The 12559-nt window shown below is 64.9% G+C and carries 13 protein-coding genes and 2 pseudogenes; 12 read left to right on the forward strand and 3 right to left on the reverse strand.

From position 1 onward, the window contains the following. Positions 1 to 11: 11 nt before the first annotated feature. The 3 genes and pseudogenes from RFM98_RS05790 to RFM98_RS05800 all read left to right on the forward strand — a co-directional run bounded on the left by RFM98_RS05790 (position 12) and on the right by RFM98_RS05800 (position 2275). Positions 12 to 1508 (forward strand): HAL/PAL/TAL family ammonia-lyase, encoded by a 1497-nt coding sequence (locus RFM98_RS05790; protein WP_320307936.1) that lies wholly within the window; start codon positions 12 to 14, stop codon positions 1506 to 1508. A 100-nt stretch (positions 1509 to 1608) separates the two neighbouring features. Continuing rightward, positions 1609 to 1851, forward strand: coding sequence for a type II toxin-antitoxin system Phd/YefM family antitoxin (locus tag RFM98_RS05795; protein WP_320307937.1), 243 nt, complete (start codon positions 1609 to 1611; stop codon positions 1849 to 1851). Then, positions 1851 to 2275, forward strand: a pseudogene (locus tag RFM98_RS05800) (type II toxin-antitoxin system VapC family toxin). Before RFM98_RS05795 ends, RFM98_RS05800 begins: the two are co-directional and overlap by 1 nt. 56 nt (positions 2276 to 2331) lie before the next feature. Here the strand turns inward: RFM98_RS05800 and RFM98_RS05805 are convergent. Continuing rightward, a complete protein-coding gene (locus tag RFM98_RS05805; protein ID WP_320307938.1) occupies positions 2332 to 2568 on the reverse strand; it encodes a Rossmann-fold NAD(P)-binding domain-containing protein in 237 nt (78 codons plus the stop codon). Here RFM98_RS05805 and RFM98_RS05810 point away from each other — a divergent pair. After that, positions 2554 to 2844 (forward strand): mannonate dehydratase, encoded by a 291-nt coding sequence (locus RFM98_RS05810; RefSeq protein ID WP_320307939.1) that lies wholly within the window; start codon positions 2554 to 2556, stop codon positions 2842 to 2844. The genes RFM98_RS05805 and RFM98_RS05810 overlap by 15 nt on opposite strands. Before the next feature lie 396 nt (positions 2845 to 3240). On the opposite strand, the gene RFM98_RS05815 is transcribed toward RFM98_RS05810, so the two are convergent. Beyond that, positions 3241 to 4137, reverse strand: a complete 897-nt coding sequence (locus tag RFM98_RS05815; protein ID WP_320307940.1) for a LysR family transcriptional regulator — start codon at positions 4135 to 4137, stop codon at positions 3241 to 3243. 287 nt (positions 4138 to 4424) lie between these two features. Between RFM98_RS05815 and RFM98_RS05820 the strand changes: the two genes are divergently transcribed. The 3 genes and pseudogenes from RFM98_RS05820 to RFM98_RS05830 form a co-directional block, all read left to right on the forward strand. Then, positions 4425 to 5159 carry an SDR family NAD(P)-dependent oxidoreductase gene (locus tag RFM98_RS05820; RefSeq protein ID WP_320307941.1) on the forward strand — a complete coding sequence of 245 codons (735 nt, stop codon included), beginning with the start codon at positions 4425 to 4427 and terminating at the stop codon, positions 5157 to 5159. Positions 5160 to 5361: 202 nt separating this feature from the next. Then, entirely contained in the window at positions 5362 to 5961 is a 600-nt protein-coding gene (locus RFM98_RS05825; RefSeq protein ID WP_320307942.1) for an NADPH-dependent F420 reductase, read from the forward strand. A gap of 53 nt (positions 5962 to 6014) precedes the next feature. Beyond that, positions 6015 to 6182 (forward strand): annotated as a pseudogene (locus RFM98_RS05830) (D-amino-acid oxidase); the annotation flags it as partial. A 131-nt stretch (positions 6183 to 6313) separates the two neighbouring features. Here the strand turns inward: RFM98_RS05830 and RFM98_RS05835 are convergent. Then, a complete protein-coding gene (locus RFM98_RS05835; RefSeq protein WP_320307943.1) occupies positions 6314 to 7216 on the reverse strand; it encodes a GNAT family N-acetyltransferase in 903 nt (300 codons plus the stop codon). Between the two features lie 240 nt (positions 7217 to 7456). Here RFM98_RS05835 and argE point away from each other — a divergent pair, with 240 nt between their 5' ends. From argE to RFM98_RS05860, 5 genes are all read left to right on the forward strand, one after another. After that, on the forward strand, positions 7457 to 8581 hold the full coding sequence (gene argE, locus RFM98_RS05840; protein WP_320307944.1) for an acetylornithine deacetylase: 1125 nt from the start codon (positions 7457 to 7459) through the stop codon (positions 8579 to 8581). An 11-nt stretch (positions 8582 to 8592) separates the two neighbouring features. Next, a complete protein-coding gene (locus RFM98_RS05845) occupies positions 8593 to 9516 on the forward strand; it encodes a 2-hydroxyacid dehydrogenase (RefSeq protein WP_320307945.1) in 924 nt (307 codons plus the stop codon). Between the two features lie 23 nt (positions 9517 to 9539). Then, positions 9540 to 9893, forward strand: a complete 354-nt coding sequence (locus RFM98_RS05850; protein WP_320212830.1) for a cupin domain-containing protein — start codon at positions 9540 to 9542, stop codon at positions 9891 to 9893. 147 nt (positions 9894 to 10040) lie between these two features. After that, a complete protein-coding gene (locus RFM98_RS05855) occupies positions 10041 to 11504 on the forward strand; it encodes an aldehyde dehydrogenase family protein (RefSeq protein WP_320307946.1) in 1464 nt (487 codons plus the stop codon). A gap of 10 nt (positions 11505 to 11514) precedes the next feature. Beyond that, positions 11515 to 12558 carry a tartrate dehydrogenase gene (locus tag RFM98_RS05860; protein ID WP_320307947.1) on the forward strand — a complete coding sequence of 348 codons (1044 nt, stop codon included), beginning with the start codon at positions 11515 to 11517 and terminating at the stop codon, positions 12556 to 12558. Position 12559 lies beyond the last annotated feature (1 nt).

The following is a 12559-nucleotide window of genomic DNA, read 5'->3' on the forward strand; positions in this document are numbered from 1 at the left end:
GGAATAGCCCGATGACAGCCAGAGCGATAATTCTCGACGCCAAGCCGCTCAGCACGGCCGATGTCGCCGAGGTCGCGCGCCGCGGCGCTCGCCTCGTGCTCGGCGAGGAAGCCATGCGCCGCATCCGCGCCAGCCGCGCCCTCATCGAGCATCTCACCCAGCTCGGCAAGCCGCTCTACGGCGTGACCACCGGCCTTGGCGCCTGTGTCGACACGCCGCTGGCGCAAGCCGACCTGATCGCCTTCCAGCACAGCGTGCCGCTCAGCCACTCCATGGGCGCCGGCCCGTCGCTGCCGACCGAAGCGGTGCGGGCACTGATGACCGCGCGCATCTGCGGCATGGCCGCGGGCGGCACCGGCACCTCGGAGGGCGTGGTGCTCGGCCTGCTCGCCGCGCTAAATGCCGGCGTCCACCCGATCGTTCCGAGCTGGGGATCGGTGGGAGCTGCGGACCTTGCGCCTCTCGGCCATCTGGCACGGGCGCTGGGTGGTGACGGCGAGACGGAATATCGCGGCAAGGTCATGCCGTCGACCGAGGCGCTACGGCTCGCCGGGCTCAAACCGCTCGATCTGCGCGAGAAGGACGGCCACGCCATCATCGTCGCCAACAGCCTTTCGACCGGAACGGCGTGCCTCGCCCTTGAAGACGTCGCATGCCTGATCGATTGGTCGCTCGCGGCTGCGGCGCTGAACTACGAAGCCTTTCGCGCGTCGCTCAAGGCCATCGACGAGGATGCCCTGGCGGCGCGGCCGGCCTTTGGCCAGCGCGAGATCGGCGCCAGGCTCAGGGCAGAGCTTTCGGGAAGCGGGCTCTGGCAGGAGAATGCCGCTCGGCGCCTGCAGGATCCGCTGAGCTTCCGCTGCGTGCCGCAAGTGTGGGGCGGGTTGCTCCATGCGTTCGAGCAAGCCAGGCTGGCAACGGAGATCGAGCTTGGCCATTCCGGCGACAACCCCGTCATCCTGCCCGAGGCCGAACGGGTCGTTTCCAACGGCAATTTCGACCTCACCGCCTTCACGCTGACCTGGGAAAACCTCGGCCAGGCGCTGGCGCATTGCGCTGTCGGCACCGCCAACCGCTCGATGAAGCTGATGTCGCCGACGGTGGCGGAGCTGCCGCGCTTCCTGTCGGCCAAAGGCGGCAGCCGCCAGGGCTATGCGGAACTGCAGAAGCCGGTCGCCGCGCTCGAGGCGGAGATCCGGCATCTCGCCAATCCGATGTCGCTCAGCCCGCTTGCGATCTCCGACGGCGTCGAGGACCAGTCGTCGATGGCGCCGCGCGTGGTGGCCAAGACGGCGGGAATCATCGAGCGCCTGCGCTATATGGTTGCGATGGAACTGATCTTCGCGGCGACCGGCGTGGAATTGCGCGGCGTGCTGGACAGCATGGGCGAAGGCCCGCGGCGCAGCTATGAAGCCGTGCGGGCACTGGTCGCCCCGCTCGACGACGACCGCGAGATGAGCGCCGACATGGCGCGGGTCGCCAGGATGGTGGCGGGGCCGCGGCTGTAGAGCGGGCCAAGAGGCCCTCTACAACCGCCGCTTCGTCACGCGCGCTGGAATCTTCAAAGCTTATACTCTATATGACCATCTACATGGTCAGGAGGGTGGCATGGATATCATCAATCTGGCGGACGCCAAAGCCCATCTTAGCGAGCTGGTCGACCGGGTCGAGGCGGGCGATTCGATCGACATTGCCCGGCGCGGCAAGCCGGTCGCGCGGCTCACTGCAGTGGCCAAACCCCGGAAGCCGATCGATCTCGCTCTGCTGCGGTCGCTGACAGCGACCATGCCGCCGCAGACCCAAACCGCCACCGATCTGGTGCGATCGATGCGGGACGGCGATCGCTACTGATGCCCTATCTCGACACGTCGCTGATCGTCGCGGCGCTCTCCAACGAAACGATGACGCGCGCGTTCAGACTTGGCTGGCGACGCAGGACCCGGAACAGCTTCTGATCAGCGACTGGACCATCACCGAGATGTCCTCGGCCATGGCGATCAAGTTGCGGACCGGACAGATCGGACTGGAGCAGCGCGCATCGGCGCTCGCAATGTTCAACAAGCTGGTCGCTGAGAGCTTCACCTTGGTAACGGTGACCGGCGCGCAGTTCCGGACGGCGGCGAGGTTTGCCGATCAGCATATGCTTGGGCTTCGCGCGGGGGACGCGCTTCACCTCGCAATCGCATCGGAGCACGGCGTCACGTTGCATACGCTCGACGAGCGCCTTGCCGAAGCCGGCCCATCGCTCGGCGTGCCCACGCAGTTGCTGGTATGAAGCAGCTATCGCCCGACAGGGCGTTGCTGCGGCTTTGATGTCGTCGACGCCGGGCGCTAAATCCAGCTCTCCAATCGCGTATTCATCACCAGTTCGGCGACCGAGGCTGTGTTGGGCAGGCTGAGCAGGAAGCTGACGCTATCGGCGACCGTGTCGGGCGGTATGCGGTTGGCCGACGGCACCACGCCCGGCACCGAAGCGACCAGTTCGGTGTCGACGGCGCCGGGACAAAGAGCCGTGACGCGCACGCCGTGTTCCCAGCCGGCGAACTTCGCCGCATGGGTCAGCGCCATCACCGCGTGCTTTTCCGCAACGTGCGCGGCAAGGTCCCGAACTATCACGAGACCTTCGTCGATGACGGCGATATCGACATGGCCGAGATCGTCCGCATCCTGCGCGACGAGGACTATCGTGGCGTCATCATCCCCGACCATACGCCGGAAATGTCCTGCGACGCGCCCTGGCATGCGGGGAAAGCCTTCGCGCTCGGCTACATGCGCGCGCTGGTGCAGAACGCCACGGCGCTGGGACCTTCCCGCACCGCCCAAGCCACCAACATCCGGATATAAGCCCGATGAAAAGATCGACGCGCCCTTATGCCGACGATGCCGAAATGTACCGCCTGTTCGAAGGTGAGCTCTTCGTCGCGGTTGTCGGTGACGTGATGGACACGCTGGGGCTGCAGCATCAGTTCTTGCCGCCCGTCTTCAAGCCTGTCGATGAGAAGACGCGATTGCTTGGCCGGGCCATGCCCGTGCTCGAGGCCGACATCTTTCCGACCAACGAGCCGACGCACAATCCGCTGATGAGCAAGCCGCACCCGCGATGCAATCCGGCTCGGCTTACTTGTCGTTACGAGGGGTGGGTAAACGGATTTGTCCACGTCTGGGTCGATTGGGCGGCTTCAAGCGATCACAGCTGGGCTTTGGCCCGTAGGGCAAGCGTCGCCGACGACCAGTCGCGCGTCAGTCGCGCGATATGGACAGTCCCGCGAGAAGCGGAGCGTATGCGGCGAGCCTGCGGGATACGAACTCCGTGAAGAGCCGCACGCGCTTCGTCTTGCGTGTCTCCCCCTGTGTGAGAAGCCAGAGCGTTCCGTACATGTGCAGGTCGGTGCACGGCACCCTCACCAGCAGGGGATCGGCATCTCCGACGAAGCACGGCAGCGTCGTGATCCCGAGCCCTTGCCGTGCAGCAACGATCTGCGCCTCGGCGTCCGTGGTCCTGAATGGAACCCCCGTGGTGCGAACCTCACCCTCGCTGGCCCAATCCGGAATTCCATGAATGCTTATGACGATCCACCGGATGGGATCAGGCGCGCCCGCACGCCACGCGGCTAGTCGATCGCAGGACATGTAGACGCCGCCGAACAGCTCCGGTCCCTTCAGGCCGTGAAGATTGAGGGGCAGGGTTTTGCGGTCGTAGACGACGCGGATCGCCACGTCGGCCTCTCGGTTGGTCAGATTTGCCAGCTCGCCGGACGACAAGATTTCCATCTCGATGTCCGGATGCAGACGCGCGAAATCGGCGAAGTCGGGCATCAGCAGGTGTGTCGCGAGGGGCGGAGCCAGCGTCACCCGCAGAAGCCCGCGCACGCTCTGGTCGCGCCCGAAGACGCGCGTCTCCAGCTGATGCGACGACGCTTCCATCTGGTTCGCGAGCTCGAGGACCTCCTCGCCCGCAGCCGTCAGGCGGTAGCCCGAAGGCAGCTTTTCGAACATCTGCGCCCCGAGGCGTTCCTCGAGCTGGGCGATGCGTCGCAGCACGGTCGAGTGGTTCACGCCGAGGCGCTCGGCGGCAGCCCGCACCGAGCCTCCACGCGCGACGGCGAGAAAGTAGCGAACGTCATCCCAGTCGATCATGGTGCAATCCCGCACCGCGGGGTGCGCTTCCCAATACCCCGTGTCCTATACCATCGAACAGCGTCTCGTCCCCGGACAAGTGCAGCGGCGACTTCGGCGCCTGGGGGCGTCGCTCACCGCGGACACCGCATGCCATGGCTGAAGCTATTACCTCGTGTGGTTCGATTTTGCACCACCGATGTGCGAACTTCCGCACTGCACGCCTGACGCAGCCGGACCCATTTCAACGTCGACACGATCCCCGGACGAAGGCTCGGGGCAACTGAGGAAAGCCGAAAGGATAAGTCATGGGAAAGCTCGAGGGTAAGGTTGCAGTCATCACGGGTGGATCGAGCGGCATGGCGCTGGCGAGCGCCAAGCGGTTCGTTGAAGAAGGCGCCTACGTTTTCATCACAGGCCGGAGGCAGGAGGCGCTCGACGAGGCCATCAGGCTGATTGGCCGGAACGTGACCGGCGTGCGCGGAGATGCGGCCAATCTCGACGACCTCGACCGCCTGTTCGATACGGTCAAGCGGGAAAAGGGCCAGATCGATATCCTGTATGCGAGCGCCGGCACGGGCGAAGCCGTCCCACTGGGCGAGATCACCGAGCAGCATTTCGATGCGACCTTCGGCCTGAATACGCGCGGCACGCTGTTCACGGTGCAAAAGGCGTTGCCGCTGCTCAACGATGGCGGATCGATCTTCATGACCGGATCAGTTGCTTCGGTGAAAGGTTTTCCTGGTTACAGCGTGTATGCGGCGAGCAAGGCGGCGTTGCACGCATTCGCACGCGGGTGGCTCAACGAGCTGAAGGGCAGGAATATCCGGGTGAACGTGCTGCACCCGGGGCCGATCGCTACACCGATGCAGGACCAAGTTCTCGACGAGGAGGGGAAGCGGATGTTCGAATCCCTGATCCCGCGGGGAAAGATGGGGCGTCCTGAGGAAATTGCGACGGCCGCGCTGTTTCTTGCTTCAGACGATTCGAGCTTCGTGAATGGGCTGGAGTTGTCCGTCGACGGAGGCTTCTCGGCCATCTGAAATCGCGCCGGATCGCGGGAAGTGGCCGATCGGCGGCAACTAGCATGTCCATGTGGAACGACTTCCGCGCTGAACTGTCGGCCCGGGGGCGCGGAAGTCGTTCACGACGGGACGTCCGCGCAAAGGTCGCCACACGGCAGAACGGATAACCCAGCGCCGTTGAAGGCCGGAAATCAATACCAACACGGATCGGAGAAGCATTATGAGCTACGCGATTGTAGGATTCGGCAAGATAGGCCAGGCCCTCGCCCACGGCTTCGCCCGTAAAAACATCGACGTGACCGTCGCAAGCCGCCAGCCGCCCGAGGCGTTGGCGCCGCAGGCCCGGGCGATTGGACCCACGGTCGTCGCCAAGTCGCTGCGGGAAGCGATCGAGGCCGACACGATCATCTTGGCAATCCCGTTCTGGGAGCACCGCGAGGTTGCGAAGGCTCTGCCGAGCTGGGAAGGCAAGACAGTCATCGACGCGACGAATGCGTTTCCAGTCCCTGAAGAGCTGGACGGTCTCCCGTCCTCCGCCTTCGTCGCGAAGGCGTTCACCGGCGCCAAGCTCGTGAAAGGGTTCAATCACCTGATTGCGGCCACCCTGGCTGCCGATCCGATCGTCGAGGGCGGCCACCGGGTTGTCTTTCTGTCGAGCGACGACGAGGACGCGATCGCTCCCGTGGCTGCCTTGGCCAAACAACTCGGGTTCGCACCCATCAAGCTGGGAAAGCTCAACGAGGGTGGCGCGCTGGTGCACGCACGCGGCCGCGTTTGGGGCCAGCTGATCTTCCAGGATTTGTTCAAGAAGGAGCAGTAATCGGTCTACGACCGTATGATTTGGCCAGAAATGTACGATCCCAAAACGTCTGCCATCTACTCTTGGCAGCGGGCTGCTCCGGTCACGGCTTCGGCCTTGGCCCGGGCATAGGTTATCTTGCCGCGCAATTGATCACCAATGAGACGCCAAGTGTGGATCCGACCCACTTCCGGCTCGCGCGGCTGGTCGATGGTTCGAAGATAAAGGTCGGATCACTCTGAGGCCTGGTACGACGTCGAAGGCGCCGCCATTTAGCGACATCCTCATCCAATCGGCTATACGCTCCACCCGGCTTCCTTACGCCGCGCCGGGCTGAACGTGCTCCTGTTCGAAGCCCGCGTCCTCCGCTGACCTATCCGAGAGTTTGACTGGCTAGAGCATAGGTCACCGGTGTGGCTGCACCGTCGACAGCAAAATCGGCGAGGCGTTTGCCCATCGACATGGTCAGTACCGTGTCGAAGACCGGCATTCCGCTGTGCGCCAGAAAGGCGGCGAATTCGCCATTGTCCATATGGGTGTCGACCCTAAGGAAGGATCCCGAATGGTCGGCCACGTGAGGCCGGACGATCGCGACGGCGTCGGCGTCGCTTTCCGCTACGACCGGACCCACCACATGGCCCCGCCCGAACGGCCGACAGAGCGCGAACGCGTTCAGCGTGTCACCTTTGAAAAGCCCATAGCCGGCCGAGTGCGCAAAAAGCTTTTCGATGAGCGCCGCCCGCCTTACGCCAAATCCTGCCGCGTCGAGCGCGATCGCCGCGGGAATATCCCTGGCGTCCAAAGTCCGGACATCGCCTCGAGTATTTGCCGGACTACCCGTTGTTTGCATGCGGGCGATGCCCTGGCATTGATAAACGGTCTTCTCCGGCTGGAAGTCGAGCGAGAGATAGAGCCGCCTTGCTGCACGGGTTGCATTGAGGCGCAAGTTGCGGTCGACGACCTTCTCGAAAACCCGCTTCATCAGCCATTGCCCCGCCCCCAGCGTCTGAAGTCGCGGCGAGGTGATGACCATCCCCACGGTCGACAGACCATCGCCATGCTCGAACCACATGGCCGAACCGAGAACCCTGCCGATCTCATCGAGCGCCACGAAGCCTTGTCCTGTTTCGCGCAGGAACTGCCAATCCTCTGCCCGATGCGGCCACCCCACCGACAGGGAGAGCGCATGCAACCGATCCAGTTCGACACCTTCAATGTCGGCGATCCGCATTGAGAAGGCATCGATTTTCAAGCGTCCCGACGGCTTCAATTTCATGCCTCTGAAAGATCGCGAAGGGGGGACACACAACACAATGGCCGCCCCTGCCCCTGTCAACGCTAAACAACCAGACCGATACGATTTGCTCGAATGCCGCGTACCAACGCAAGATTCAACTGAAACACTTCCGCTTTCGGCACGCAATCACGAAGGAATGCATACATCCTCTCCGGCAATTCTTTAGTTACGGCCGGCGGCGCCGAACCCGGCGAACCCGAAAATGCCTTGAGGGCTGGAATGGACGTCTTCGACATCCTCGACCGTCTCGTCGCCTTTCCGTCGGTCGCCGGCAAGCCGAACGGCGACATTGCGGGCTGGATCGAGGCCTATCTCGGCGAACATGGCGCAAAGGTCACCCTGCTGCCCGGGCCTGAAGGCGACCGTTCCAATCTTTTCGCGACGATCGGCCCCGCCGATGTCGCGGGCTATATTCTGTCCGGGCACATGGACGTCGTCCCCGCCGGCGAGCCGCAATGGAGCTCGCCCCCCTTCACGCTGCGTCGCGAGGGTGAACGGCTCCATGGACGCGGCACCACTGATATGAAGGGGTTTCTGGCCGCAGCGCTCGCGGCAGTGCCCGCGCTGACGAAACTGCGCCTTGCCAGGCCAATCCACCTTGCCTTCTCCTATGACGAGGAGGTGGGATGCCGCGGCGTCCCGCACCTGATCGCCCGCCTTCCCGAACTTTGCGCGAAGCCACTCGGCGTCATCGTCGGTGAGCCGAGCGGCATGCGCGCCGTGCGCGGCCACAAGGGCAAGGCGGCCGCTCGCGTGACGATCCACGGGCGCTCCGGCCATTCCTCGCGGCCCGATCTCGGCCTCAACGCCATCCACGCCATGGCCGGTGCTCTGAGCGCGGCCGTCGGCGAAGCCGAGCGGCTGACGCACGGTCCATTCGACCTTGCCTTCGAGCCGCCCTACTCCTCGCTGCAAGCGGGCGTGTTGACGGGCGGACAGTCGGTCAACATCATTCCCGACACTTGCACGCTGGACCTGGAGGCTCGCGCCATACCCGGCGTGGACCCGACGAGCCTGCTTGCGCCGGTCAAGGCGCAGGCCGAGGCTTTTGCCGCCAACGGCTTCTTGGTCGAGTGGAGGCCGATCAGCGCCTATCCGGCGCTGTCGCTACCACGAGACTCGCCGCTGGCTGAATTGCTGGGCGAACTGACCGGCGAAGCGCCTTCAGCGGCCGTCAGCTACGGAACGGAGGCTGGCCTTTACCAGGCCGCCGGGATCGAAGCGATCATTTGCGGACCGGGCGATATCGGCCGCGCCCATAAGCCGGATGAGTACATTCTCACCGGTGAACTCGCCGCCTGCCAGCGATTGATCGAGGCGCTGGGCGCCCGCTGCGCGGCCTGAAGGGAACCGCAATGACGTTCCTTTTCAATTCCGATGCGCAGCGCGGCTCGATCTTCGCCGAGGCGTTCGCCAAGGAACTGCCGGACGTCCCCTTCACGATGGATGGCGCGACGGTCCATCCCGACTCCGTACGCTATCTCATGACCTGGACCGCGCCAGAAGACCTCGCGCGCTACAGAAACCTGGAGATCCTGTTTTCCATTGGCGCCGGCGTCGATCAGTTCCGCCTCGATACCTTACCGGAACAAGTGAAGATCGTGCGCACGGTCGAGGAAGGCATCGTGCGCATGATGCAGGAATACGTGACGCTGGCCGTGCTCGCCCTGCATCGCAACCTGCCCGCCTATCTGGCACAGCAACGCGCCGGCGAATGGCGTGACATCCCGCAGTTGCAGGCCGGGTCGCGCCGGATCGGCGTGCTCGGCCTCGGGCAACTCGGCCAGGCCGTACTCGATCGCCTGAAGCCCTTCGGCTTTCCGCTCGCCGGCTGGAGCCGCTCGCCACGCCAGATCGACGGCGTGACCTGCCATTATGGCGAGCTCGGGTTGGAGCGGACGCTGGCTGCCAGCGACATACTGGTCTGCCTGCTGCCGCTGACCGAGGCGACGCGCGGGTTCCTCGATGCCCGTCTGTTCGCGAAACTGCCTGAAGGCGCGGCGCTCGTCCACACCGGCCGGGGGCCACAGCTCGACCATGATGCGCTTGTCGTCGCGCTCGACAGCGGTCATCTGTCGGCGGCGATGATCGATGTGACCGACCCCGAACCGCTGCCCGAGGGCCACCCGTTCTGGTCGCATCCGAAGATCATCCTGACCCCGCATGTCGCCAGCGTCACACAGCCCTCGACCGCCGCGCGCGCCGTCATCGAAAACATCCGACGCCACCGCGCCGGTCTCGATCCCATCGGGCTCGTCGACCGTTCGCGCGGTTATTGAAGTCCAAACCGAAAGGCTGTCCTTTGTCTCTGCTCAAGTCCGTCGACACCAACCCGAGCTTTTCACCGCGCGAATCCAAGGCGCTGCCCGAGCGGCTGATCGCCGGCGACCCCGCCTTCAAGACCTGGGCGCAGGACGCCGCCAAGGACGACCTCGTCCATACCGGCGTCTGGGAGGCGACGCCGGGCGAGACGCGCTCGATCAAGGGGGAGACATTCGAATTCTGCCATATCCTCTCCGGCGTGGTCGAAATCACGCCCGACGCCGGCGAGGCGGTGACCTACCGCGCCGGCGACAGCTTCGTGATGAAGCCTGGCTTCACCGGTGTCTGGAAAACCATCGAGACGGTGCGCAAGATCTACGTGACGGTAGGGTAGCGTGCGCGTCGGGCGCCGACCTCGGCGGAAGATTTTGCTGTCCCTTGCCCCCAGCACGCAACATTCGTCGGCGGCGGATCACCGAACGGCGCATGCTGCGTGCCGGCACGCGTTAGGCTCAGGTCGTTGCTGCCGAGCGGTTTTCCCATGAGCCTGAGCTTCGATCCTGACACGATCCCCCTCCCCGTTGGCCATTTCATCGGCGGAGAGCTGATTTCGGCCGAGGGTGCGATCGAGATGCGGCGTCCTTCCGACGGCAAGGCTTATGCCGCCTGCCCGGTGGCCGGTGTGGACTTGGTGGACCGTGCTGTGGAGAGCGCCAAGGCGGCGCTGAAAGCCAGCAACTGGGGCGGCGTTCGGCCGCGCGAGCGCACCAGGGTGCTGCAGGCCTGGGCCGACCTGATCGAGGCCGAGGCCGCAACGCTTGCCAGGGTCGAGGCGTTATGCTCGACCCGGCCCGTCGGCCAGCTCGTCGCCGGCGACATCGCTGTCACCGCCGAGCAGATCCGCTTCTTTGCCGAATTCGCCGACAAGGAAGGCAGCGAATTGGCGCCGACCGATGACGCCAGCCTCGGCATGATCATGAGCGAGCCCTATGGCGTGGTCGGCGCGATCACGCCCTGGAATTTTCCCATCTCGATGGCAGGATGGAAGCTCGGCCCGGCGCTGGCCGCTGGCAATGCAGTTGTGTTGAAACCTTCCGAGATGACGCCGTTCTCGGCTGCCTATTTGGCGCAGCTTGCCGTCAGAGCTGGTCTGCCGGCCGGGCTTATCAACGTGGTCTTGGGCGATGGGCCGACCACCGGCACCGCGCTGACCGGTCATCCCGAGATCGCCAAGGTCAGCTTCACCGGCTCGACCCGCGCCGGCTCGGCGATCATGGAGAATGTCGCGCGCACCGGCGTCAAGCCGATGACGCTGGAGCTCGGCGGCAAGAGCCCGCAGCTCGTCTTTGCCGATGCCGACCTCGACAAGGCGGCGGCAGCGATCGCCGGCAGTGTCACCTTCAACGCCGGCCAGGCCTGCGTGGCCGGCACGCGCCTGATCGTCGAAAAGAGGGTGGCCGACAGGCTGACCGCTGCGATCCTGGAGAAGTTGAAGGCGGTGCGGCTCGGCCCGACCTGGGATGAGGCGACGCAGTATTCGCCGATCATTTCGGAGCGGCAGCGGGCGCGTGTCGACGGCATCGTGCGGGCCGCGGTCGCGGCCGGCGGCGAATGCCTGACCGGCGGCAACGCCATGGACGGTCCGGGCTATTTCTACGAGCCGACGCTGATTGCCAATGTCGACCAGGCAAATCCGGCGATCGTGGAGGAAATCTTCGGTCCTGTTCTAACCGTCCAGAGCTTCGAGACCGAGGAGGAGGCGCTGGCGCTATCCAGCCATCCGACCTACGGGTTGGCTTCCGGCCTGTTCACGTCCGACCTGTCCCGCACGATCCGTCTTGCGCGCAAGCTCGAAGCAGGCACCGTCTGGGTCAACCGCTACAGCCGCTCGCGCGACCATATCCTGCCGACCGGCGGCTACAAGCGCTCCGGCATCGGCAAGGATCTCGGCCGCGAGGCCTATCTCGCCAACCGCAGGACCAAGAGCGTTCTGATCAGCCTCTAGAGAGATGCCGATGAACTCCTATTCGATCGCCCTGATCCCCGGTGACGGCATCGGCCGCGACGTGACCGCCGCCGCCTGGACGGTATTGGAAACGGTAGCCAAACAGTCCGGCTTTGCCTTAACCGGAACCGAATTTCCCTGGTCCTGCAAATTCTACAAGGAGACCGGCCGCATGATGCCGGAGGAAGGCATCGACACCTTGCGCGGCTTCGACGCCATCCTGCTCGGCGCGGTCGGCTGGCCGACGGAGGTGCCGGATTCCGTCTCGCTGCACGGCCTGCTGCTGCCGATCCGCAAGGCTTTCGTGCAATACGCCAACATCCGCCCGCACCGCCTGCTGCCGGGGGTGACGGGGCCGCTGCGGGCTGAGAGCTTCGACATATTGTGCATTCGCGAGAACACCGAAGGCGAGTATTCGGGCGCCGGCGGGCGCGTGCATCAGGGCACGCTGGACGAGGTCGCCGTGGAGACCTCGATCTTCACCCGCGCCGGCGTCGAGCGCATCCTGCGCTTCGGCTTCGAGCAGGCGCGGGCGAGGCGCGGCAAGCTTGCCTCCGTCACCAAGTCCAACGCCCAGAAATACTCGATGGTCTTCTGGGACGAGATCACGCGCGAACTGGCGGCGGAGTATCCTGATGTCACAGTCACCAGCTACCATGTCGACGCGCTCGCCGCGCGCATGATCATGGCGCCCGACAGCCTCGACGTGGTCGTGGCCTCCAATCTCTTCGGCGACATCCTGACCGACATCGGCGCGGCGATCCAGGGTGGGCTCGGCTACGCCGCCTCGGCCAACATCAACCCCGGCCGCTCGGCGCCGTCGATGTTCGAGCCGGTGCACGGCTCGGCGCCCGACATCGCCCATCTCGGCATCGCCAATCCGATCGCCACCATATGGTCCGGCGCGATGATGCTCGATCATCTCGGCGAAACAGCCGCTGCCGGCCGCATTATGAAGGCGCTCGAAGCGACGACCGCGCGCGGTATTGGAACCGCTCCCGGCAAGGACCGCACGGAGGCCATCACGGCCGCCGTCGTGACAGCACTCTCCTGAT

Origin of the sequence: Mesorhizobium australafricanum, assembly GCF_033977265.1 — a bacterium.
GTDB lineage: Bacteria > Pseudomonadota > Alphaproteobacteria > Rhizobiales > Rhizobiaceae > Mesorhizobium > Mesorhizobium australafricanum.